The organism is Micromonospora sp. NPDC005215 (assembly GCF_040607915.1).
In the GTDB taxonomy this organism is placed as follows: Bacteria; Actinomycetota; Actinomycetes; order Mycobacteriales; family Micromonosporaceae; genus Micromonospora.
Genome location: NZ_JBEXHQ010000022.1, coordinates 89,041 through 112,557, shown reverse-complemented (window position 1 = coordinate 112,557; position 23,517 = coordinate 89,041). Strand labels below are relative to the sequence as shown.

The 23,517-nt window shown below is 71.9% G+C and carries 17 protein-coding genes; 14 read left to right on the top strand and 3 right to left on the bottom strand.

The window, feature by feature from the left end; genetic code table 11:
• From ABZU25_RS18215 to ABZU25_RS18155, 13 genes are all read left to right on the top strand, one after another.
• The coding region (locus ABZU25_RS18215) for a glycosyltransferase family 4 protein (protein ID WP_355030504.1) at window positions 1–1,218 on the top strand (1,218 nt) is incomplete at its 5' end.
• Between the two features lie 83 nt (window positions 1,219–1,301).
• Window positions 1,302–3,374 carry a serine/threonine-protein kinase gene (locus tag ABZU25_RS18210; RefSeq protein ID WP_355030503.1) on the top strand — a complete coding sequence of 691 codons (2,073 nt, stop codon included), beginning with the start codon at window positions 1,302–1,304 and terminating at the stop codon, window positions 3,372–3,374.
• A gap of 119 nt (window positions 3,375–3,493) precedes the next feature.
• A complete protein-coding gene (locus ABZU25_RS18205; protein WP_355030502.1) occupies window positions 3,494–5,125 on the top strand; it encodes a serine/threonine-protein kinase in 1,632 nt (543 codons plus the stop codon).
• A 102-nt stretch (window positions 5,126–5,227) separates the two neighbouring features.
• Window positions 5,228–6,037: a metal-dependent hydrolase gene (locus ABZU25_RS18200; RefSeq protein WP_355030501.1), complete on the top strand. Its 810-nt coding sequence runs from the start codon at window positions 5,228–5,230 to the stop codon at window positions 6,035–6,037.
• Window positions 6,034–6,942, top strand: a complete 909-nt coding sequence (locus ABZU25_RS18195; protein WP_355030500.1) for an amidohydrolase family protein — start codon at window positions 6,034–6,036, stop codon at window positions 6,940–6,942. Before ABZU25_RS18200 ends, ABZU25_RS18195 begins: the two co-directional genes overlap by 4 nt.
• A gap of 1,183 nt (window positions 6,943–8,125) precedes the next feature.
• The gene (locus ABZU25_RS18190; RefSeq protein ID WP_355030510.1) at window positions 8,126–9,157 is read left to right on the top strand and encodes a LacI family DNA-binding transcriptional regulator; all 1,032 of its coding nucleotides are present in this window, start codon (window positions 8,126–8,128) and stop codon (window positions 9,155–9,157) included.
• A gap of 78 nt (window positions 9,158–9,235) precedes the next feature.
• Window positions 9,236–10,540: an extracellular solute-binding protein gene (locus ABZU25_RS18185; protein ID WP_355030499.1), complete on the top strand. Its 1,305-nt coding sequence runs from the start codon at window positions 9,236–9,238 to the stop codon at window positions 10,538–10,540.
• A gap of 67 nt (window positions 10,541–10,607) precedes the next feature.
• Window positions 10,608–11,576: a sugar ABC transporter permease gene (locus ABZU25_RS18180; RefSeq protein WP_355030498.1), complete on the top strand. Its 969-nt coding sequence runs from the start codon at window positions 10,608–10,610 to the stop codon at window positions 11,574–11,576.
• A gap of 1 nt (window position 11,577) precedes the next feature.
• Window positions 11,578–12,465: a carbohydrate ABC transporter permease gene (locus ABZU25_RS18175; RefSeq protein ID WP_355030497.1), complete on the top strand. Its 888-nt coding sequence runs from the start codon at window positions 11,578–11,580 to the stop codon at window positions 12,463–12,465.
• Window positions 12,462–14,693, top strand: a complete 2,232-nt coding sequence (yicI, locus tag ABZU25_RS18170; protein WP_355030496.1) for an alpha-xylosidase — start codon at window positions 12,462–12,464, stop codon at window positions 14,691–14,693. The genes ABZU25_RS18175 and yicI overlap by 4 nt, the downstream gene beginning before the upstream one ends.
• Window positions 14,690–16,099 (top strand): GH1 family beta-glucosidase, encoded by a 1,410-nt coding sequence (locus ABZU25_RS18165; protein WP_355030495.1) that lies wholly within the window; start codon window positions 14,690–14,692, stop codon window positions 16,097–16,099. Before yicI ends, ABZU25_RS18165 begins: the two co-directional genes overlap by 4 nt.
• Before the next feature lie 86 nt (window positions 16,100–16,185).
• A complete protein-coding gene (locus ABZU25_RS18160) occupies window positions 16,186–17,142 on the top strand; it encodes a helix-turn-helix domain-containing protein (RefSeq protein ID WP_355030494.1) in 957 nt (318 codons plus the stop codon).
• A gap of 31 nt (window positions 17,143–17,173) precedes the next feature.
• Window positions 17,174–17,821 (top strand): DJ-1/PfpI family protein, encoded by a 648-nt coding sequence (locus tag ABZU25_RS18155; protein WP_355030493.1) that lies wholly within the window; start codon window positions 17,174–17,176, stop codon window positions 17,819–17,821.
• Window positions 17,822–18,571: 750 nt separating this feature from the next.
• Here ABZU25_RS18155 and ABZU25_RS18150 read toward each other — a convergent pair.
• From ABZU25_RS18150 to ABZU25_RS18140, 3 genes are all read right to left on the bottom strand, one after another.
• Entirely contained in the window at window positions 18,572–19,165 is a 594-nt protein-coding gene (locus tag ABZU25_RS18150) for a nucleotidyltransferase family protein (RefSeq protein ID WP_355030492.1), read from the bottom strand.
• A gap of 182 nt (window positions 19,166–19,347) precedes the next feature.
• Window positions 19,348–19,839: a hypothetical protein gene (locus tag ABZU25_RS18145; protein ID WP_355030491.1), complete on the bottom strand. Its 492-nt coding sequence runs from the start codon at window positions 19,837–19,839 to the stop codon at window positions 19,348–19,350.
• A gap of 114 nt (window positions 19,840–19,953) precedes the next feature.
• Window positions 19,954–21,663 carry a bifunctional 3'-5' exonuclease/DNA polymerase gene (locus ABZU25_RS18140; RefSeq protein WP_355030509.1) on the bottom strand — a complete coding sequence of 570 codons (1,710 nt, stop codon included), beginning with the start codon at window positions 21,661–21,663 and terminating at the stop codon, window positions 19,954–19,956.
• 120 nt (window positions 21,664–21,783) lie between these two features.
• Between ABZU25_RS18140 and ABZU25_RS18135 the strand changes: the two genes are divergently transcribed.
• Window positions 21,784–23,511: an ABC transporter ATP-binding protein gene (locus tag ABZU25_RS18135; protein WP_355030490.1), complete on the top strand. Its 1,728-nt coding sequence runs from the start codon at window positions 21,784–21,786 to the stop codon at window positions 23,509–23,511.
• Window positions 23,512–23,517: the final 6 nt, after the last annotated feature.

Sequence of the window (23,517 nt, the reverse complement as noted above, 5' to 3'; positions counted from 1 at the left end):
CTCTCCGTCGCCCTCGCCGCCGCCGGCCACGAGGTCACCGTCGTCACCCGCCACACCGACGGCGCACCCATGGAGGAGTACGCCGACGGCGTCCGCATCCTGCGCGCCCCCGAAGACCCGGTCACCTTCCCCCTCGCCACCAGCTCCCTGCTGGCCTGGACCATGGCCTTCAACCACACCCTCACCCGCACCGCGCTACGCGCCACCCAGGCCGGCACCTACGACGTCATCCACGCCCACGACTGGCTCGTCGCCCACACCGCCATCACCCTTGCCGAGCACCTGGACCTGCCTCTGGTCACCACCATGCACGCCACCGAGGCCGGGCGGCACCAGGGCTGGCTGCCCGAGGAGATGAACCGCACCATCCACGGCGTCGAGCAGTGGCTCACCAGCGAATCCGGCCGGGTGATCGTCTGCTCCGGATACATGCGTGAGCAGGTGAGGGCCCTGTTCGACATCCCGGCCAGCCAGGTCGACGTGGTGCCCAACGGGGTCGACGGCCGGGCCTGGCGGGCCCGTCCACGCGCTGTCGCGGCGGCCCGGGCCCGGTTCGCCGGGGACGGCCCGTTGATCGGGTACGCCGGACGGCTGGTCTACGAGAAGGGCGTCCAGCATCTGGTGCACGCGGTGCCCCGGCTGCGCGAGCGGCACCCGGGTCTGCGCGTGGTGATCGCCGGCGACGGCCCGTACCGGCCCGAGTTGGAAGCCCAGGCCCGACGGCTGGCGCTCTGCTCGACCGTCCGGTTCACCGGTTTCCTCGACTCCACCCAACTGCCGGCCATGCTCGGCGCCACCGACGTGACAGTGGTGCCCAGCCTCTACGAGCCGTTCGGCATGGTGGCGCTGGAGGCGGCAGCCGCCGGGGCGCCACTGGCGGTGGCCCGCACCGGCGGCCTCGCCGAGATCGTGGAGTCCGGCGTGACCGGGGTGACGTTCCCGCACAGCGACCCGGATGCGCTCGCCAGCGCGGTCGGTCAACTGCTCGACGACGAGGTCTTCGCCCGGCGGGTGGCGCGCCGCGCCCGCACCATGGTCGGCGAACAGTACGGGTGGACCACGATCGCCGCCCGCACGGCCGCCAGCTACGCCGCGGCCCGCCGGGAGCACGGCCCACTCCAGGCCCGGCGCGCCTCCGCCCGACTGGCTGGTGGACGTGCCCGGATCGCCATCCCGGAGGGCAACCTGCTGACGCGCGTCGACCACGCCGCCTGCTGAGCCGAGTCGGACTACCGATAGGTGACTCCCGATCCGCTGGTTAGGGTGTAGCCCGGACGGCGGCTGAGGAGGAGCGTGCGCAGGTGCTGATCGCCGGTCGGTACCGGCTGCTCGACCTGGTGGGTCGCGGGGGCATGGGTCGGGTGTGGCTGGCCCACGACGAGATGCTGCACCGCGAGGTCGCGGTCAAGGAGATCGTGCCGCCGACGTGGCTGGCCGACCACGAACGGGCCGAACTGCGCTCGCGCACCCTGCGGGAGGCGCGCGCCGCGGCCCGGCTCAACCATCCCGCCGTGGTCCGGCTCTACGACGTCATCCCGGTCGACGGCAGCCCGTGGATCGTGATGGAGTACGTCCCGTCCCGCACGCTGCAGGACCTGGTGGACGCCGAAGGGCCACTGGAGCCGTCCCACGCCGCTCGGATCGGCCTCGCCGTCCTCGACGCGCTGCACGCCGCGCACACCGCCGGGGTGCTGCACCGCGACATCAAGCCCCAGAACGTGCTGGTGGCGCACGACGGGCGGGTGATGCTCACCGACTTCGGGCTGGCCACCTTCGACGGCGGCGACGGCGTGACGACCCGCCCCGGCATGGTGTTCGGCTCCCCGCAGTACGTCGCCCCGGAACGAGCCGCCGAGGGGGCGTCCACTGTCGCCGCCGACCTGTGGTCCCTCGGGGCGACCCTGCACGCCGCCGTGGAGGGCCGCTCCCCGTACGCCCGCAGCACCGCGATGGCCACCCTGAGCGCACTGGCCGCCGGACCGCCGGACCCGGCCCCGCACGCCGGGGTGCTCGCGCCGGTACTCGCGGGGTTGTTGCGCCGCGACCCGCGCGACCGCCTCGACCACGACGCGGCCCGCCGGTTGCTGGTCAGCGCCGCGACCGGTGACACCGACCCGCCTCCGGCGTCGTCGTCTGGTCCGGCGGCATCGGGCGCGTCAGCGTCAGGGCTGGGGTCAGCGTCAGGGCCGGCGTCGGCGTCGGGGACGTCGGCGGCGTCGGGGACGTCGGCGGCGTCGGGGACGTCGGCGGCGTCGGGGACGTCGGCGGCGTCGGGGACGTCGGCGTCGTCTGGTCCGGCGGCGTCGGGGACGTCGGCGTCAGCGTCGGGGACGTCGGCGTCGTCTAATCCGGCGGCGTCGGGGACGTCGGCGTCAGCGTCGGCGGCGTCGGCGTCTGGTCCGGCGGCGTCGGGGACGTCGGCGTCGTCTGGTCCGGCGGCGTCGGGGACGTCGGTGTCAGCGTCGGGGCTGGGGTCAGGGCCGGCGTCGGGGTCGGGGTCGGCGGGCCGGCTCGACCCGGCGACGGGCGAAGCGCACGCCGGGGCCGACGAGTTGGCCGATCAGGAGCCGACAATTCCGCTACCCCAGCCCGGTCAGGCCGCCGGACCGGGCGATGCGGCTCCGGTGCTCCCCGGAGCGAAGGGGCGGCGCACGACGCGGCGGGCCGCGCTGGTCGCCGTGTCACTACTGGTGGCCGTGGCGGCCGGTGTCGCCACCGCGCTGGCCGTCACCGCTGACCAGCCCACCGACACCGTCGCCCGCCCCTCCGGCCCACCCCCGTACGCCCCGCCGGACGGCGGTGGCCGGGACGGCCCGTACGGTCCCGGCCCCGACCGTCACCGACCGCCACCCGGTGGGCGCGGCGTGGCCCCACCACCGTTTGCCTGCGTCCGCCCGGACATCGGCGGCGCGCCGGTGCCGGCCCGCGCGCCGGCTCCCGGCGAACGGTTCCGGCCGCCGACCGGCTGGGTCTGGCACGCCGACACCGCCGGCTTCCGAGTTTCCGTGCCGGCGACCTGGCACTACTCCCGCGACGGGGTGGTGGCCTGTTTCCAGGACCCGGCGACCGGTCGGGCGTTCAGCGTCGCCGCCGGCGGTGCCGCCAATCCGCTGGTCGGGCTGCGGGCGGTCCGCGACGCGGCGGCCGGGGCCGGGGCACTGCCGGAGTACGAGGAGATCCGACTCGCCGCGAGCGACGGCGGCGCGGAGTGGGAGTGCCGCTGGAGGGCACCGGACGGGCCACTGCTGCACGCGCGACAGCTCGTCGCCGGAGCCGGCCCCTGGACGCTGGGTTGGATCACCGCGGACGAGGACTGGGCGGCGGCCGACGCCGACTGGGCGGTGGTGCGAAAGAGTTTCCGACCACCCCGCTGACCTGCACCGTATGGCCATGATCCGGACCACCGTCCGGCGTGGATCGAGGCCGCTCAGCGGATGAGATTGCCGGCATCGGTGGCTATCGTGTAACCCGGGGTGACCGAGGGGGAGCGACCGTGCATCAGTTGCTGATCGCGGGTCGGTACCGGCTGCTCGACCTGGTCGGCACCGGCGGGATGGGTCGGGTGTGGCTTGCCCGCGACGAGATGCTGCATCGCGACGTCGCGGTGAAGGAGGTCGTGCCGCCGTCCTGGCTGTCCGAGGCCGAACGCGAGGAGTCGCGGCTGCGGACGTTGCGCGAGGCACGCACCGCTGCCCGGCTCAATCACCCCAATGTGGTCCGCATCTACGACGTGGTGCACGACCGGGAGAGCCCGTGGATCGTGATGGAGTACGTGCCGTCGCGGTCGGTGCAGCAGATCATCGGCGCCGAGGGGCCACTGAGCCCGCAGCGCACCGCCCAGATCGGGTTGGCGGTGCTCGCCGCACTGCGGGCCGCGCACGCCGCCGGGGTGCTGCACCGCGATGTGAAGCCGCACAACGTGCTGGTCGCCGACGACGGGCGGGTGGTGCTCACCGACTTCGGGCTGGCCACCTTCGACGGTGGTGAGGGTGCGATGACCGGGCCGGGCACGGTGCTCGGCTCGCCGCAGTTCGTCGCGCCGGAGCGGGCCCGCGAAGGGGTGTCGGATCCGCGTACCGACCTGTGGTCGCTGGGCGCGACGCTCTACGCGACGGTCGAGGGGCGGTCACCGTACGCCCGGTCCAGCGCGATGGCGACCCTCAGCGCGCTGGCCACCGACCCACCGGATCCGATGCGCCGCGCCGGTCCGTTGCGCCCCGCGCTCAGGGGCCTGCTGCAACGCGACCCCTGGCGGCGGTTGACCGCTGCCGAGGTGGAGCCGCTGCTGCGCAGTGCCGCGGCGGGCCACGACGGGCCGGTCGGACCGACGCGGTCCGCTGCGGTGGCCGCGGTACGCAGCGCGAGCCGGGCCGTCCTGCCCGACCGGGTCGACCCGCACACCCCACCCGGCGATTCGCCGACACCGACTCGCACGCCGGGTACCCGGCCCGGCAGGCGGCGCCTGCTCGTCCTGGGCGGGGCGGCCACCGCCCTGCTCGTCGCCGCGGGTGTGACGCTGGCACTTGTCGACCGCCACGTCGAGCGGACACCACCGTCGGGGTCCGGAGGTGGCGCGTCGACCGCCCGACCGGCCGCGTTCGCCTGCGCGGCGCCACCGCCACCACCACCGACGGCCACGCCGGTGGTCTCGATGTCGCGCCCGGCGGACGCGCCGTACCGACTGCGCGAGGGCTGGACGTGGCACGACGACCCGACCGGGTTTCGAATTGCCGTGCCGGTGGGCTGGACGCGCTGGACCGAGGGGGCGGTGACCTGTTTCCGGGAGCATGACGGCGCCCGGGTGCTCAGTGTCGAGGCAGGGCCGGCGCGGGCCGACCCGGTGGCGTACTGGAAGGCCGAGGAGGCGCGGCTCACCACCGGTGACGCGCTGCTGACCGGCTACCTCAGGGTGGACATCTCCGCGATGAACATCTTCGAGGGCGGCGCGGTCTGGGAGTGCGGTTGGGAGAACGCCGCAGGCGATCAGCTGCACAGTTTTCGGTTGCTGGCCAACACTTCGGCCGAACGTTCCTACACCGTCTCGTGGTTGACAAAAGAGTTCGACTGGCAGGTCAACGCGGCATACTTGCCGATGATCCGGCAGAGCTTCACCCCCGCGATGTGACCCGCTCCTATGTGGACTTTCCGGGTGATGCCCCTGCGGCGCCGACGCTGACTACAGTGGCGTAGTTTTGGCGCTCAAGATCCCTGGGGAGGGTGAGCCGAGATGATGGGACCGCAACACGCGCTGTCCGGCGCGGCGGCGTGGTTGGCCGGGTCCTGGGCACTGGACCAGTTCGCCGACTATCACCAGTCGCCGCTCGCGTTGGCGGTGGGCACCGCGGTGTGCGCCGGTGGCGCACTCTTTCCCGACCTCGACATGTCGGGCAAGGTGACAAAGAACCAGGGCGGCGCCACGGTGGCTCGCACCTTCGGCGTCTTCTCGCTCTTCGCCGCCGAGGTGATGGAGAAGATCTCGCTCGGGGTCTACTACGCCACGAAGCTCAGCAGGGACCCGCGCCGCAACAACGGGCACCGGACGCTGACCCACACGCTGCCGTTCACCCTGCTGGTCGGTTGGGGCACCACCGCGCTCTGCGCGGCGTACGGCAAGTGGGCGGTCATCACCATCCTCTTCTTCATGTTCGGCCTGGCGCTGCGCGGGCTGTTCGACGAGTGGGCCGAACGTGCCGGGTGGGTGATCATCACCCTCGCCTCGGCCGGGGCAGCCTGGTTCACCTTCGCCAACCTGCCGGGTGGCCGCGGCTATCCGCTGATCGGCACGGCCCTGGGCGTGGGCTGCTTCGTGCACATCCTCGGCGACATGATCACCAGAGCGGGCGTGCCGATCCTCTGGCCGATCCCGATCAAGCGGCGGATGTGGATGATGATCGGCCTGCCGAACAGCATCGCCCTGCGGGTCGGCAGCAAGGCCGAGGTGGTCGGGATGCGCATCGCACTGACCGTTGTCTCGGCGCTCGCCACGGTCGGCCTGATCGCGCCCTCGGTGCTGAGCCGGTTCGACATCGAGATATGACCGACCCGGTGCCGGAGCCGCCGCCAGCCGCCGACGCGCGGGTGCCGGAGTTCTGGCGCGGACTGGGGCTGCCCGGGCTGGCCGACGTGCACGTGCACTTCCTACCGCCGCGGCTACTGCGCCGGATCTGGGCGTACTTCGACGCGGCCGGTCCACTGGTGGGCACCGAGTGGCCGATCCGGTACCGGTGGAGCGACGCCGAACGGGTCGCGTACCTGCACCGTCTCGGCGTGCGGGCGTTCAGCGCCCTGGCGTACGCCCATCGGCCGGGCATGGCCGCGAATCTGAACCGCTGGTCGCTGGACTTCGCCCGGGTCACCCCGGGCTGCCTGCCCTCGGCCACCTTCTTCCCCGAACCGGACGCGCCCGCGTACGTGGAGGCGGCGCTGGCCGGCGGGGCCCGGGTGTTCAAGGTGCACGTCCAGGTCGGCGGCTTCTCGCCGACGGATCCGGCACTGGACCAGGTGTGGGGGATGCTGTCCGACGCGGGTGTGCCGGTGGTGGTGCACGCCGGCCACGCACCCGTGGGCACCGCGCACACCGGCCCGGAGCAGTTCGGCGAGCTACTGGCCCGCCATCCTCGGCTGACCGCCGTGGTGGCGCACCTCGGCGCCCCGGACTATCGGGCGTTCCTGGATTTCGCGGAGGCGTACGAGCGGGTCCGGCTGGACACCACAATGGCCTTCACGCCCTTCTTCGAGCAGTTCGTCCCCTTCCCCGACGACGAGCTGCCCCGGCTGCGTGAGTTGGGACTGTCCGGCAAGGTGCTGCTGGGCAGCGACTTCCCCAACATCCCCTACCCGTACGCCGACCAACTCACCGGGTTGGCCCGGCTGGACCTGGGCGACGACTGGCTGCGCGCGGTCTGCTGGGACAACGCCGCCGCGCTGTTCGACCTGACCTGACCCGCGCATCCTGCCCAGCCCTCTGCACCTCCCCCCAGCCTCAGCACCCCACCCCACCCCTCGTCACCCCTCGTCACCCCCGCGCCCCGCGCACCCCGCCCCGCGCACGGCATCGCATCGCGCACCCCCGCACCCCGCCCCGCGCACGGCATCGCATCGCGCGCACCCCCGCACCCGCCCCGCGCACGGCATCGCATCGCGCACCCCCGCACCCCTGCACCCCGCACCCCCGCGCCCCGCCCCGCATCGCGCGCACCCCGCACCCCGCCCCACACCCCCGCGCCCCACACCCCCACACCCCACACCCCCACACCCCCGCGCCCCACGCCCCACGCCCCGCGCCCCGCGCCCCGCGCCAAGATCTGCGCAACTTCCCTGATGTTGCTGCCTCCGGCGCGCGGGAGGCAGCAACATCCCTGATGTTGCGCGGATCTTGCTCGCTGATCTCGCCGCGCCCACCACGCCCACCGCACCGCGCAGCGCCCCGCACCCCCGCACCCCGCGCCCCGCGCCCCGCGTGAAGATCCGCGCCAGATCCGCGCAACTTCCCTGATGTTGCGCGGATCTTGCTCGCTGATCTCGCCGCGCCCACCACGCCTACCGCGCCGCGCCGCGCCTACCGCGCCGCGCCGCGCCCCTTGCCCCTGCCCCTGCCCCTGCCCCTGCCCCTGCTTCCAAGATCGTGCTCGGTCCTTGTTGTAGTGGCCTCCGTGACCGCCCGGGGACTACAACAAGGATCGAGCGCGATCTTGAGGAGCACCCCTCCGGGACGCACGCGCGGGGCGCCCGCATCGGAGCGAAGGGCACGGGGACGCGGGGCGAAAGACGCGGGCCGCTCGGCACGGAGCAGGCAGCGGGGCGCGGCGCTACAGGGCGGAAAGACGCGACGCTACAACGCGAAAAGCACCAGGGCGCGGCGCTACAGGGCGGAAGCACGCGACGCTACAACGCGAAAAGCACCGGGACACAGCGCGCGGCGCGGAGGCGCGCCGCGCGGAGGCGCGCGGCGCGGAGGAGGGACGGGCGCGGGGGTGTCGCGTGACCGCTGAATTGTTTTCGACATCGGCTATTGACGTCGCCGTAACAGGTGGCCTAGCGTCCTGTCGAACCGCTTCGTCGAAACGTTTCGACGGACAGGCGGGAGCGGTCCCACCCCCGGCCAGAGGAGGTACGCGTGGCCACCATGCACGACGTCGCCCGCCTCGCGCAGGTCTCGGTCAGCACCGTCTCGTACGTGCTCACCGGCGCCCGGCCGATCTCCCAGGCCACCCGTAACAAGGTGCTCGCCGCGATGGCGGAACTCGACTACCAGCCCAACGCGATGGCCCGTGGCCTGGCCAGCCGGCGCAGCCGGATCCTCGGCCTGCTGATGCCGATGGACGAGCGCGGCCTGGGCGCCACCGAAACCGCCTTCGTCACCGGCGCCGCGTCGGCGGCCAGCGCGGCCGGCTACCACCTGGTGCTGTCGCCGGTCGGCGGTGGCGATCTTGACGACCTGCGGCGGCTGGCCACCCAGCGGATGCTCGACGGCGTCGTGCTGATGGAGGTCCAACTCGCCGACGAACGGGTCACAGTGCTCCAGGAGGCCGGCGTACCGCTGGTGTTGATCGGTCGGACCGGCGACACCAGCGCCCTCTCCTACGTCGACATCGACTTCGACCAGACCGTCCGGGAGGCCGTCGCGCACCTGGTCGGCCTCGGGCACCGGCGGATCGTCTACGTCAACCACTCGGCGGCGACGCTGGCCAGTGGTTACGGGCCCGCGCTGCGTACCCGGGACGCCTTTGTCGCGGCGATGACCGGACACGGCCTCGACCCGGTGATGATCGCGGCCGAGGACAGCGCGGCGGGCGGGCGGGCCGCCCTGGCCGACGCGTTCGCGCAGGCCCCGGAGCTGACCGCAGTGCTGGCCATGAACGAGACGGCGATCTTCGGCATTCTCGGCGAGCTGACCGGCCGTGGATTGTCGGTGCCCGACGACGTCTCCGTCGTCTCGATGGTCACCTCGCCGCAGGTGGCCGAACTGGCGACCCCGGCGCTGACCGCGATGACGTCGCCCGGTTCGGCACTGGGTCGGATGGCGATCGAGGCGCTGGTGCGCCATCTGGACGGCGCCGGCAATCGGCTCCACCAGCAACTGCTGCCGTGCTCGCTGGAGATCCGGGGCTCGACGGCCGCACCACGAAGCCGCCAAATCATGGGGGCTGACAAGTAGAAACGGCCCGCCGCCGCGCGGCAACGCGACGACGGGCCTCGTGAAGTACCGGCTAGATACTCAACGAGGAGGATGGTAATGCAGCGATTCCATCGGCTCGTCGCCGCGATCGCCCTGGCGGCCACCGCGACGACCACCGTGGCCGCCTGCGGCGGTGGCGACAACGGGGACGACAGCGACGCCAAGACCCTCAAGCTCTGGCACTACGAGAGCGAGAACAGCGCCATGGGGGTCGGCTGGGACCGGGCGATCGAGATCTTCAAGTCCGAGCACCCGGGCGTCGAGGTGCGCTTCGAGCGCAAGGCGTTCGAGCAGATCCAACAGAACGCCGGCATGATCATCAACTCGTCCGAAGGCCCGGACATCATGGAGTACAACAAGGGCAACGCGACCGCCGGCCTGCTCTCCACCCAGGGCCTGCTCTCCGACCTGAGCGCCGAGGCCGACAAGCGCGGCTGGGCCGGCAAGCTCAGCTCCAGCCTGCAGACCACCGCCCGGTACAGCGACAAGGGTGTGATGGGCTCGGGCAAGTGGTTCGGCGTGCCGAACTACGGCGAGTACGTCACTGTCTACTACAACAAGGACCTGTTCCAGCAGAACGGCGTCAAGGTGCCGACCAGCATGGCCGAGATGACCGCCGCGATGGACACCTTCGTCGGCAAGGGCGTCACCCCGCTGGGCATGGCCGGCGCCGAGTACCCGGCCGGGCAGCTCTTCTACCAACTCGCCCTGTCCAAGGGCGACAGGCAGTTCGTCGACAACTACCAGCTCTACAAGAACCCTGTCGACTTCAAGGCCGACCCGCTCAAGTACGGTGCGGACACCTTCGCCGAGTGGGTGCGCAAGGGCTACGTCGCCAAGAACTCGGCCAGCCTCAAGGCCGAGGACATGGGCACCGCCTTCATCGGCGGCAAGGTCCCGATGATCGTCTCGGGTAGCTGGTGGTACGGCCGGTTCAAGACCGAGATGAAGGCCAACTGGGACACCTTCCTCTTCCCCGGCAACACCCTGCAGGCCGGCTCCTCCGGCAACCTGTGGGTGGTCCCGGAGAACAGCAAGGCCAAGAGCCTGGCGTACGACTTCATCGACATCACGTTGCGTCCGGAGATCCAGGACCTGATCGGCAACAACGGTGGTGTCCCGGTCGCCGCTGACGCGTCGAAGATCAGCGACCCGAAGGACCGCAAGCTGATCGAGGACTTCAACACGGTCAGCAAGCAGGACGGGCTCGCCTTCTACCCGGACTGGCCGGTCCCCGGTTACTACGACGTGCTGGTCTCCGGCTTCCAGGGCCTGATCAACGGGTCCAAGTCTCCCGACCAGGTCCTCGACACGATCGCCAAGCCGTACGCCGATGGCGTCAAGGAGATCACCGGCAAGTGACACGGCGAGCGGCGGGCGCGACCGGCACGACCGGCCCGCCCGCCCGCCCCGCCGGGAAGGATCTTCCATGGCAGTCTCCGAGACCGTCGCCGCCACACCGCCGGCCGCGACGCCCACCCCGCCCGCGCCCAGCCGCAGACGCCGCGGCCGCAACGCGGCGTACTGGCTCTACCTGCTCCCCGGAGCGGTGCTCTTCGTCCTGGTCATCGGAGCGCCGCTGGTCGGCACCCTCTACCTGTCGCTGACCAAGTGGTCCGGCATCGGCGACCCCCGGTGGGTCGGCCTGGACAACTACCGGCAGTTGCTGCAGGACGACGTGTTCTGGGCGTCGTTCCGCAACACCGTCTGGATGCTCGTGGCGATGGTGGTGGTGCCCACAGTGCTCGGGCTGCTGCTCGCCGCTGTGCTCTTCGACGTCATCGGTCGGCGCTTCAAGCCGCGCACCGCCGCCGCGCTGCGGGCCGCGTTCTACCTTCCGCAGGTGCTGCCCGTCGTGGTGGCCGGCATCGTCTGGGGCTGGATCCTGCGCCCCGACGGGGCGTTCAACAGCCTGCTCGACGCGGTCGGTCTCGGCGCGCTACGCCACGACTGGCTCGGCGACCCGGGCACCGCCCTGCCGGCCGTGATGGCGGTGATGATCTGGGTGCAGATCGGCTACCCGGTGGTCGTGTTCATGGCGGCGCTGCAGCGGGTCGACCCCGAGTTGTACGAGGCGGCCGAGGTCGACGGCGCGAACTGGGTCCACCGGTTCCGGGCGATCACCCTCCCGCAGATCCGGCCGGAGACCTTCGTGGTGGCTCTGACCTGCACCATCGCCGCGCTGAAGGTGTTCGGGCCGATCTTCGCCCTGACCCGGGGCGGCCCGGACAACGCCACAAACGTGCCGTCGTACTTCGCGTACTACACGTTCTTCAAGAAGTTGCAGGTCGGCTACGGCTCCGCGATCTCCACGGTGCTGACACTGATCATCGTTGTGGTGGCTGTGGTCTTCATCTGGATGCAGGCCCGCAGCGAGCGCCGGGACCGGGGGTTCTGACATGGCCGTGACGATCACACCGGTCCCCACGCGGGTGAAGCAAGCCCGGCCCGTTCCCGACCGCCACCACCGCGGCGTCAGCCGCTGGGTGGTGCTCGCCCTGGTCGTCCTCGGCGCGCTGGTCATGCTGGTGCCGTTCGCGTTCATGCTGCTCAACGCGTTCAAGTCGCCCGGTGACTACTCGTCGGCCGGCCCGCTGAGCTGGCCGACGGAGTTCTACACAAAGGGTCTGCGCACGTACTGGACCGAGGTGAACTTCCCGCTCAAGCTCTGGAACTCGGCGCTCATCGCCGGCTCCGTGGCCGTGCTCGGCGTCGCCGTGTCACTGCTCAACGCGTACGCCCTGGGCATCGGCCGCGTCCGCGGCCGGCTCTGGATCGTCGGTCTCTTCCTGCTTGCCAACATGCTGCCGCAGGAGGCGTTGATCTACCCGCTGTACTACGCGGCCAAGGAGGTCGGGCTCTACAACACCCGACTCGCGGTGATCATCATCTTCACGGTGATCCAGAGCGCGTTCGGCACCTACCTGCTCGCCTCGGTGCTTGGCACGTTCCCCCGCTCGCTGCTGGAGGCTGCGGCGCTGGACGGCGCCGGCAAGTGGACGGTGCTGTGGCGGGTGGTCTTCCCCAACCTGCGGCCCACCCTCTCGGTGCTGCTCATCTTCTTCTTCATCTGGACGTGGAACGAGTTCCTCATCCCGCTGGTCATGCTGATCGACAACCAGACGCAGACCATCCCGGTGGCGCTCGCGTCGCTCCAGGGCGACCGGCTGATGGACGCCCCGACCACCAACGCCGGCGCCCTCATCAGCCTGGTCCCGGCCATCCTCTTCTTCCTCATCTTCCAGCGCACCCTGGCGCGCGGCATCACGGCAGGAGCCGAGAAGTGAAGTTCACCGACGGGTACTGGCAACTGCGCCCCGGTGTCAGCGTCCTACGCCCCGGCGTCGTGGAATCGGTCGAGCCGGACGAGCGCGGCTTCACCGTCTTCGCGCCGGCCGGCCAGATCACCGGTCGCGGCGACACCCTGAACCGGCCCCTGGTCACCGTCCGGTTCTTCTCCCCCGCCCCCGGCGTCATCGGGGTGACCATCGCCCACCACACCGGTGGACTGCCCCGCGAGCCGCACTTCGGGCTGAGCACCGACGAGACGCACCCGATCACCGTCGACGTCACCGGGATCAGCGCGACGCTGACCACCGGTGAGCTGACCGCGCGGGTCGCGCTCATCGACGGGTGGCGGGTCGAGTTCCTGCACGGCGACCGCGTGGTCACCGCGTCCACCGAGCGCAGCATCGGCGTCGTCACCGACGCCGAGGGCCGCCGGCACGTGCACGAGCGGCTCGCCCTCGGTGTCGGTGAGACGGTGTACGGGTTGGGTGAGCGCTTCGGCCCGTTCGTGAAGAACGGGCAGACCGTCGACATCTGGAACGCCGACGGGGGCACCGCCAGCGAACAGGCGTACAAGAACGTGCCGTTCTATCTCAGCAGCGCCGGCTACGGGGTGTTCGTGGACCACCCGGAGCACGTGTCGTTCGAGGTCGGCTCCGAGGTGGTCGCGCAGACCCAGTTCAGCGTCGAGGGGCAGTCGCTCACCTACCACGTCATCGACGGGCCCACCCCGAAGGACGTACTGCGCCGCTACACCGCGCTCACCGGCCGCCCGGCCCGGATTCCCGCCTGGTCGTACGGGCTGTGGTTGTCCACCTCGTTCACCACCTCGTACGACGAGAAGACAGTGACCGAGTTCGTCGACGGGATGGCCGAGCGCGGGCTGCCGCTGTCGGTGTTCCACTTCGACTGCTTCTGGATGCGCCAGTTCCACTGGGTCGACTTCGTCTGGGATCCGGCGACCTTCCCGGACCCGGAGGGGATGCTGCGCCGGCTGCACGAGCGTGACCTGAAGGTGTGCGTCTGGATCAACCCGTACATCGCGCAGCGGTCGTACCTCTTCGAGGAGGGCCGCGAGGCCGGCTACCTGGTCCGTAACCCGGACGGTTCGGTCTGGCAGTGGGACAGGTGGCAGGCCGGCATGGCGCTTGTCGACTTCACCAACCCGGACGCGGTGCGCTGGTTCACCGGCAAGCTCAGGGCGCTGCTCGACATGGGCGTCGACTGCTTCAAGACCGACTTCGGTGAGCGCATCCCGACCGACGTGGTGTGGCACGACGGTTCGGACCCGCAGCGGATGCACAACTACTACTCCTACCTCTACAACAAGGCGGTCTTCGAGCTGCTGGAGACCGAGCGCGGCAAGGGCGAGGCGGTGTTGTTCGCCCGCTCGGCCACCACCGGCGGGCAGCAGTTCCCGGTGCACTGGGGCGGCGACTGCGAGTCGACGTTCGTCGCGATGGCCGAGTCCCTGCGCGGCGGGTTGTCCCTGGCCGCGTCCGGCTTCGGCTACTGGAGCCACGACATCGGCGGCTTCGAGGGCACCCCCGATCCGGCGGTGTTCAAGCGCTGGGTCGCCTTCGGGTTGCTCTCCTCGCACTCCCGCCTGCACGGTTCGGGGTCGTACCGGGTGCCGTGGGCGTTCGACGACGAGGCCGTCGACGTGCTGCGGCACTTCACCCGGCTCAAGCTCGGCCTGATGCCGTACCTGGCGGCCGCCGCGCAGGAGGCGCACCGCGACGGTACGCCGGTGATGCGCCCGATGTTCCTGGAGTTCCCGGACGATCCGGCCACGGCGCACCTGGACCGGCAGTACATGCTCGGCCCGGACGTGCTTGTCGCGCCGGTGTTCAGCGCCGACGGCACCGTCACCTACTACGTGCCCGCCGGCACCTGGACGCACCTGGTCAGCGGCGCTCAGGTCACCGGCCCGGCGTGGGTCACCGAGAAGCACGCGATCGACAGCCTGCCGGTGTTGGCCCGGCCCGGCGCTGTCATCCCGTTCGGCTCCCGCACCGACCGACCGGACTACGAGTGGGCCGACGATGTGCGGCTGCGGCTGTACGCACCGGCCGAGGGGCAGCGGACCCGGGTACGGGTACCGTCACCCGGGGACGGGCCGGGCGCCGAGTTCGACGTGCGCTACGAGGCGGCGACGGCCAGTGTCGAACTGGTTGCCGGCACCTCGACGGACTACAGCTGCGAGATCCAGGGGACGGAACGATGACGCAACACCACTTCCCGGAGAACTTCGTCTGGGGGTCGGCGACGGCGGCGTACCAGATCGAGGGCGCGGTCACGGAGGACGGGCGCGGACCGTCCATCTGGGACACCTACAGCCACACACCGGGTCGGACGTTGAACGGTGACACCGGCGACGTGGCCGCCGACCACTACCACCGGTGGGCCGACGACCTCGGGCACATCGCCGACCTCGGGCTCAGCGCGTACCGTTTCTCCATCTCCTGGCCGCGGGTGCAGCCGGGCGGGTCGGGCCGCTTCAACCAGGCCGGCATCGACTTCTACGCGCGGCTGGTGGACGGTCTGCTGGAGCGGGGCATCCGCCCGGTGGCCACCATGTACCACTGGGACCTGCCGCAGGAACTGGAGGACGCCGGTGGTTGGGCGGCGCGGGAGACCGCGCTGCGCTTCCAGGAGTACGCGGCAGGCATCGTCGGTGCGCTGGGCGACCGGGTGCACACCTGGACGACGCTCAACGAGCCGTGGTGCTCGGCGTACCTGGGCTACGCCTCCGGTGTGCATGCTCCGGGTCGCATCGAGCCGGCGGCGGCGCTGGCCGCGGTGCACCACCTCAACCTCGCGCACGGGCTGGCCGGTCGGGTGGTCCGGGAGCTGGCTCCGGCCGCCGAGCTGTCGGTGACGTTGAACCTGCACGTCATCCGGGGAGCGTCGGGCTCGGAGGCGGACCGGGACGCGGTGCGGCGGATCGACGCGTTGGCCAACCGCGCGTTCCTCGGCCCGATGCTCGACGGGGAATACCCGGCCGATCTGCTGACCGACACCGCATCCGTCACCGACTGGTCGTTCGTCCGCGCGGGTGACGAGAAGCTGATCGCGGTGCCGCTGGACGTGCTCGGGGTCAACTACTACTCCAGCACCCTGGTCCGGGCCTGGGACGGCGTGTCGGCCCGCTCCGACGCCGACGGGCACGGCGCCTCGGCCTCGACGCCGTGGGTCGCCGCCGACAACGTCGACTTCCTGCCGCAGCCCGGCCCGTACACGGCGATGGGTTGGAACATCGACCCGCCCGCCCTTACCGAGCTGCTGCTGCGCCTGCACCAGGAATACCCCAGCCAGCCCATGATGATCACCGAGAACGGCGCGGCGTTCGACGACGTGGTGTCGGCCGACGGGCGGATCCACGACGACCGGCGGACCGACTACCTGCGTCGGCACATCGGCGCGATGGCCGACGCCCGCGCGCAGGGCGCCGACGTGCGCGGTTACTTCGTCTGGTCGCTGCTTGACAACTTCGAGTGGGGCTACGGCTACGACCGCCGCTTCGGGATCATCCGCGTCGACTACGACACCCAGGTCCGCACCTGGAAGGACAGCGCCCACTGGTACCAGCGGCTCGCCGCCACCGGAAAGCTGGACTCGGCGCAGGACTGAAGCACCCGCCACGGGGGGAACCCCGTGTCACTTTCCGTGGGTACGGCGTCATGGCGCCACGATGGCTCCGCCGGCAGACTCAGGGCATGGTTGAGCGCGTCACCGTCGTCGCCTTTGCGGGCATGCAATCCCTCGACGTCACCGGGCCGTGGGAGGTCCTGGCGGGGGCGAACCGGTACCGGGCGGCACGTGGTGAGCACCCCGCGTACGACCTGCGGCTGGCGGGCGCGGAGGCCGAGGTGGTGTCCGAGAGCGGCCTGGTCATGATGGCCACCGCGCTCGGAGAGCCGGTCAGGGCCGGCACCCTCGTCGTGCCGGGCGGCCGAGCGGCGGCGGCCGAGGATGGGCACGCCGACCTCCTCGCCTGGCTGCGAGAATGCCGCCCCACGCGGTTGTTGTCCATCTGTTCCGGGGCGTTCCTGTGCGCGCGGGCCGGGTTGCTCAGTGGTCGTCGGGTGGCCACCCACTGGTCCCTGTCCAGGGACCTCGGTCGGCTATTCTCCGACCTCACCGTCGATCACGACGCCCTCTACGTGCACGACGGCCCGGTCTGGACGTCGGGTGGTGTCACGTCAGGAATCGACCTGGCACTGGCCGTCGTGGCGGCCGACCACGGGGCACGAGTCGCCCAGGAGATCGCCCGCTGGCTCGTGATGTTCCTGCACCGGCCCGGACACCAGGCTCAGTTCTCCGGCCCGGTGTGGTTGGAACGCGCCACCGAGAAGCGGGTGGCCACCGCTCAGCGTGCCCTCGACGCCGATCCGGCCGCGACACATCGGGTCGACGACCTTGCCGCGCAGCTCGCCATGTCGCCCCGGCACTTTCAGCGTCTCTTCGCACGGGAGACGGGACTAACCGTCGGGCGCTACCTCACCGAGCTTCGTTTGGAGACCGCCAAACGCCTGCTGGTGCAGTCCGACCTCGGCCTCGACGCCGTGGCGACCAGGGCGGGATTCGGATCCGCCGAATCGCTGCGCCGTGTTTTCGGCGAACGGCTCAACACCACCCCTGGCGCTTTTCGCGCACGCTTCTCGACCCTCTGACCGCAGCCATTTCCGACTGTAGGAGCTTCCGGTGACCCACGTCGTCATCCCGCTGTACGAGCGTTTCACCGCGCTGGACGTCATCGGCGTCTACCAGCCACTGGCCCTCACCCCGGGCATCGACGTGCTCCTGGTCGCCGAACGCCCCGGGCCCGTGCGCGACGACTGTGGGGCGGTCTCCCTCGTGGCCGAGTCCGCGTTCGACGACGTGGTGGCGACCGACGTGCTCGTCGTCCCGGGAGGACCGGGGACGATCCAGGCTCTCGCCGGGCCCCTACCGGGCTGGATCAGGCGGATCCATGAGACGACGACGTTCACGACCTCCGTGTGTTCCGGCTCGATCCTCCTGGGAGCAGCCGGACTCCTGCGGGGACGACGGAGCACCAGCCACTACCGGGTGGCGGGGGAACTGGCCCGCTTCGGCGCCGAGCCGACGGGCCAGCGGGTCGTCGAAGAACTGGACGCACGGATCATCACTGCCGCCGGTGTGTCGAGCGGCATCGACATGGGACTGAGACTCGTCGAACTCCTCACCGACCGGACGACCGCGGAGGCCGTCCAGCTCTGGATGGAGTACGACCCACAGCCACCCTTCGACAGCGGCCACCCGTCCCGCGCCACCCCCGAGGTGCTCGCCCGAGCGGCGGCGTACGAGAGCGCCGGCAGAGTGGCACGGTGACCCGTCGGTCTGCGGCCCCTCCAGGCCGAGTCCTGGTGCCCGCCCAACCCGCCGCAGCCCGGCAAGTAACAGCGGGAGGTAACCCATGCGCAGCGAATGGTCTGCTCTGCCCCGATTCGGTCGTGACGGAGATAGCCGAGCGGGTCGGCGGCATCATCGGCGTGCACCCGGCTCCGACGGGCAACCACGCGGAGGTCGCGTCAACCGTCGTCAGCCCATCCGGCATGGTCTTCGTCAAGGCCGCCTCGACTGTGGCATTTCGAGCGCGACCGTTGGTTGGTGGGGGGCCGAACCGCGCAGCCGGCGGCCGGCGGTGACCGTCGGTCACCTCGGTGGGGGGCGGATGCTGGGCCAGCCACAGCGGATGGCGAGCGCCCTTCGCTGCACCCGCAGCCCCGTCCCGAGTAAGGACTTTCTCGTCTAGTGACTCTGGAAGCCCTCCAGGTCACGCCGGCCCCGCCTGGGACCTGGTTACCCCGGCGGGCCGACTCGGGTTCGCCCTGCCCGAGGTGAAAGGCCGGACGCTCGTTCACTCCGACATCAACCCGAGCAATCTCCTGGGTCTGCGTCGGCCGCGATGTTCTCGACGCCTTCGCCGCGATGAACACCGCAAAGTGGGAGGTCAAGGCCGAGCAGAGCACGTACGGATGGGTGCCCGGTCTCGCGGCCTGGACCGGCGAATGGGCGACGCACCGCAGCCGTACCGGCTGGGGATTTCAACACCCGCCCGCAGCCGCTACCAACTCGTCCCTAGACCCCGACCCGCTGGGGGGGGACGGTGAGCCCGTAAAGCTCCATCAGCTCCGGGGTGTCGACCCGGCTGCCGTCGGCCACCGAGTCGCAGGCGATGTCGACGATCTGGTCCTTGTGCGCCAGCAGGTAGGGTCGGGCACCCACGTCGGCGCTGGCCAGGGTGGCGATGCCCGGCCAGTGCCGGCGGCCGAAGAGCATCGGGTAGCCGCGCAGCCCGTCGTAGGTGGCGCAGACCAACACATCGGGGTACGGCAGTGCGGCCACCCGTCGGACCGCGACGGCGGTCAGCCCCGGCATGTCGACCGGCACCACCACCACCGCCTCGATCCCCTCGTCGTCCATGGCGGCCAAGCCGGCCCGGATGGAGGAACCGACCCCGGTGCCCCACGCCTTGTTGATGACAACGGTGGCGCTGCCCAGATCGGCGGTTTCCCGGACCTGCTCGGCGGCGGCACCCAGCACGACCACGATCTGCTCGCAGCCCGCCTCGGTCATCGTGTGAATCATCTGGTTGACCAGTGGCTTCTCGCCCTGGTGCAGCAGCGCCTCGGGACCACCGATCCGTCGTCCCCCGCCCGCGGCGATGATCATTCCTGCGATCCCGTTCAGCTGCGCCCCCTCAAGCATGGGAGCGACCGCAACCGATCCGCCCCCTCCTACGGACACTGCAACGAGGAGGCCCGGCCGAGAGTAGCGGGGCGAAAAGGAGAAATAGCACAACCGTTACACGCCCGGCGGCTCTGCCAAGAGGTCCGCTCGCCGGGGCGCGGCGGTCAGCCCGCTTCTGGAGACAGCGCGACCATCGAACCGCCCCGCCGCCGGGGCACCCGGCGGGCCACCCAGCCGACACCGCGCGCGGTGAGCGCGTACAGCACGACCGGAGCGAGGACCAGCAGCGCGGCGACCGCCGCGACCAGCGGCAGATAGGCAGCGGACACCTGCGTGGCAATCGCCCCGACCACGGCGTACGCGGCGGCCAGCACGACCGCGACGAGTGCGGCGAGCGCCGCCACCCGGCCGGTCCCCCGCCGCCGGCCGGCGGCCTCCGCGACCGCCACCGCCGGCAGGAAGAGCAGCGGAAGCAGAACGGCGCCGAGCAGCGCGGCGATCACCACGAACATCGGCCCGGCCAGCGGGCCGCCCACGTCGGACCCGGTGGCCAGCGCGTACGCCAGCAGGCCGAGGTAGCCCACGACCCCCTCCGCGACAACCACCAACCAGGCGACAGCCATTCCGGCCAGATGACGGGCAATTCCAGCGACCATGACACATTCCCCCGTTACGACGTCGACGTGACGCTCGCCGTGAGGCTAACCGAGCCGGCGTTGCGGCGAGGAACCCCTCGCCCGGCGGCGCGGCCACCCGGGGGCCCGCGCCGGTCAGGCCGCGTCGGCGTAACAGTCCACGATGGACAGATCCAGCGGGAACCGGACCGGGGTCGCGCCGAAGAGCAGCGCAGATGCCTGCTCGCCGCACCGGCTGATGGCCTCGGCGACCGCCTCCGCCTGCGCGGCGGGCGCATGCACGACCACCTCGTCGTGCTGGAAGAAGACCAGCTCCGCATCGGTGCCGGCCAACTCCGCACGCAGCGTGGCCAGCAACGTGGAGGCCCACTCGGCAGCGGTCGCCTGGATGACGAAGTTGCGCGTGAACCGGCCCCGGGATCGCGCGGCACGAGCCCGGGGGCCGCGTGGGTCAGCCGCCCCGTCCGGATCGGAGGGCGCGTCGTCGGGATCACCGAACCCCACCGAACCGGGCGGACACGTCCGCCCCAGCCACGACCGCACCAGCCCACCCGCCTCGCCGGTGCGCGCCGCCGCCTCGACGTAACCGAACGCCGTCGGGTAGCTGCGCTTCAGCACCGCCAACGCGGGCACCGCCGCGCCGCCGGTCTGCCCGTACATCGCGCCGAGCAGGGCCACCTTGGCCTTGGACCGGTCGCCGCCGAACGAGTCGCGGGCCAGCGCGGCATAGAGGTCGCCGGCTCCGCCCGCCGCCGCCAGCCGCGCGTCGCCGGACACCGCGGCGAGCACCCGCGGCTCCAACTGGCCGGCGTCGGCGACCACCAACCGCCAGCCCGGATCGGCCACCACCGCCCGGCGGATCACCTTCGGGATCTGCAACGCGCCACCGCCCCGGGTCGCCCAGCGGCCGGAGACGACCCCAGCCGGCACGTACTCCGGCTGGAACCGCCCGTCGCGCACCCACTGCTCAAGCCAGGACCAGCCGTGCGCCGTCCAGATCCGGTAGAGCTCCTTGTATTCCAACAGCAGCGGCACCGCCGGATGGTCGACCCCGCGCAGCACCCAGGCCCGGGTGTTGGGCAGCTCCACCCCGACCCGGGCGAACGCCTTCAACAGCTCCGCCGGGGACTCGGCGTGCAGGTGGCGGACGCCGAACGCGTCGGCGATCCGGGCGGCCAGCTCGGCGAGCCGGCGTGGCGGGCCACCGACCGGGGACGCCTCGCCGAGCAGCTCGTGCAGGATCTCGTCGTGTACGTCGACACGCCACGGCAACCCGGCGGCACCCATCTCCACAGCGATCAGCGCGCCAGCCGACTCGGCGGCCACCAGCAACCGGAACCGGCCGGGGTGCTCGGTCGCGGCGATGCGGGCGAGCTGGTCGGCGTACACCTGGATCAGTGCGTCGATGCCCGGCCCCGACGGGCCGGGCAGCGTGTCGAAGAGCGCGCCCTGGCCGTGCCCGGGGGGCGCGGCGGCGCGCGGCGGTGGGTCGGGCGGCACCGGCGTGCCGGTCAACCGGGCCCAGGCCGCGGCCAGCGAGCGGGGCTCACCCCAGCGGCCCGCCTGCCCGAGCAGCAACGCCTCGGTCAACTCCACGTCGTGACACCTGTCGACCCGGACGCCGGCACGCAGCAGCGGCGGGTAGGCGGAGGTGGCGGCGGACCAGACCCAACGCGGGCGCTCGGCGGCCTCGCGGGCGGCAACCGCCGCGACCAGGTCGACGACGACCTCGGCCGGGCCGGTCGGCCGACCGTCGGCACCCAGCGGGCACAGCACACCCCCGCCCCGCTCGTCGGACACCACCGCCACCAGCACGAACGTGATTCTGCCTCCCCCTTCCGACAGAAACGGAGGCGCACCTCACCAGCGTTGGGTCGGTCGGGCGGCCGAGCTGGTCGGTAGCGTGGTCGGGTGCCCCCGCAGATCCCGCATTCCGATCCTGGCACTCCCGACACCCGGGGTCCGATGCGATACCTGTGGTGGCTGGTCCGTTGCCAACCCTGGCGGGTGCTGCGCGGCAGCCTGCTCGGGACGGCCTGGATGGTCGGGCTGTCGGCCCGGCCCTACCTGATCTACCGCGCCGTCGACGACGGGCTGCGCGCCGGGGACACCCGCGCCCTGGCGTTCTGGGTCGCGACGATCGTCGTCGCGGGAGTGGGCCTGTCCTACCTCGGCATCATGCGGCACCGCACGATGACCTTCATTCGGGAGGACGCCAAGGCGCGCTCGGCGGAGGTGCTGCTGCGCCACCTGTCCCGGATCGGCGCGGTGCTGCCCCGCCGGGTCGGCGCGGGCGAGGTGTCCACCATCGGCGGCTCCGACATCGACTGGACCGCGCAGGTGCTGACGCTGACCGGGCCGGGCGTCGGCGCGGTCGTCGCGTACGGGATCATCGCCGTGGTGCTCTGGTCGATCTCCCCGCTGCTGGCGCTCTGCGTACTGCTGGGAGTGCCGGCGGTCGGCCTTGTCGTCGGGCCCCTGCTGCGCCGCCTGGAGCGGGCCGAGTCGGTCTACCGCCGGCAGCAGGGCGCGCTCACCGCCCGCTCCGGGGACATCGTGGCGGGGCTGCGGGTGCTCGCCGGGGTGGGCGGCCGGGACCTGTTCGCCCGGCGGTACGCGGCCAGATCCCAGGCCCTGCGCGCCGAGGGCTACCGGGTCGGCGCGGTGAACAGCTGGATCGACGCGGCGACCGTCGCCATCCCCGGGCTGTTCCTGGCCGCGGTGGTGTGGCTGACGGCCCGGATGGCGGTGACCGGTGCCGTCACGATCGGCGAGCTGGTCGCCGTCTACGGATACGTGGCGACCCTGATCGTGCCGGTCTGGTTCCTGCTGGAGGGCAGCCACCAGCTGATCCGGGGGCGGGTCGCCGCCCGACGGATCGCCGACCTGCTCAACGTGACACCGGACGAGGTCGGTGGCCCGGGTCGTCGGTGGTCGGGCTCGGTGCCCGACGCCCGCCGGCCGGGTGGCCTGGCCGCACCGGCCGGCCCCGCCGACCTGCACGACCCGGAGACCGGCCTGACCGTGCCCGCCGGCCGGCTGACCGGGGTGGCCGCCGACGACCCGGCGGCGGCCGTGGCGCTGGCCGACCGGCTCGGCCGGTACGCCGTCAGCGACACCACCTGGGGTGGCGTGCCGTTGACCGGGGTCGCCCTGGACGAGGTCCGCTCCCGGATCGTGGTCGCCGACCACGACTCGTACCTCTTCGCCGGGACACTGCGGGACGTGCTGCGCCCCGGGGCCGACGACCAACGGATCCGGATGGCCCTGCGGACCGCCTCGGCGGACGACATCGTCGACGCCCTGCCGGCCGGGCTGGACACCCCACTGGACGCCCGAGCCCGGACCCTCTCCGGCGGTCAACGTCAACGGGTCCGCCTGGCCCGGGCGCTCCTCGCCGAGCCGGAGGTGCTGATCCTCGTCGACCCGACGTCGGCGGTGGACGCGCACACCGAGGCGCGGATCGCCGAACGGCTGCGTTCCGCTCGGGCCGGGCGGACGACAGTGGTGATCGCCACCTCGCCGCTGCTGCTCGGCCGGGCCGATCTGGTCGCACACCTGAGCGCCGGCCGGATCACCGCCACCGGCAGCCACGCCGACCTGCTCGACTCCGACGCCGACTACCGGCACCTGGTGGCCCGGGGCAGTGCCGATCTCGACCAGCCCACCGACACCGAGGAGGTCTACCGGTGAGCCGGC

Bases quoted from the DNA above. Each gene is read 5' to 3' on its own strand.
- ABZU25_RS18135 (WP_355030490.1), top strand. From the start codon at position 21,784: ATGCGATACCTGTGGTGGCTGGTCCGTTGCCAACCCTGGCGGGTGCTG.
- ABZU25_RS18160 (WP_355030494.1), top strand. From the start codon at position 16,186: ATGGTTGAGCGCGTCACCGTCGTCGCCTTTGCGGGCATGCAATCCCTC.
- ABZU25_RS18180 (WP_355030498.1), top strand. From the start codon at position 10,608: ATGGCAGTCTCCGAGACCGTCGCCGCCACACCGCCGGCCGCGACGCCC.
- ABZU25_RS18145 (WP_355030491.1), bottom strand. From the start codon at position 19,839: ATGGTCGCTGGAATTGCCCGTCATCTGGCCGGAATGGCTGTCGCCTGG.
- ABZU25_RS18185 (WP_355030499.1), top strand. From the start codon at position 9,236: ATGCAGCGATTCCATCGGCTCGTCGCCGCGATCGCCCTGGCGGCCACC.
- ABZU25_RS18200 (WP_355030501.1), top strand. From the start codon at position 5,228: ATGATGGGACCGCAACACGCGCTGTCCGGCGCGGCGGCGTGGTTGGCC.
- ABZU25_RS18175 (WP_355030497.1), top strand. From the start codon at position 11,578: ATGGCCGTGACGATCACACCGGTCCCCACGCGGGTGAAGCAAGCCCGG.
- ABZU25_RS18165 (WP_355030495.1), top strand. From the start codon at position 14,690: ATGACGCAACACCACTTCCCGGAGAACTTCGTCTGGGGGTCGGCGACG.
- ABZU25_RS18190 (WP_355030510.1), top strand. From the start codon at position 8,126: ATGCACGACGTCGCCCGCCTCGCGCAGGTCTCGGTCAGCACCGTCTCG.
- ABZU25_RS18195 (WP_355030500.1), top strand. From the start codon at position 6,034: ATGACCGACCCGGTGCCGGAGCCGCCGCCAGCCGCCGACGCGCGGGTG.
- ABZU25_RS18150 (WP_355030492.1), bottom strand. From the start codon at position 19,165: ATGATCATCGCCGCGGGCGGGGGACGACGGATCGGTGGTCCCGAGGCG.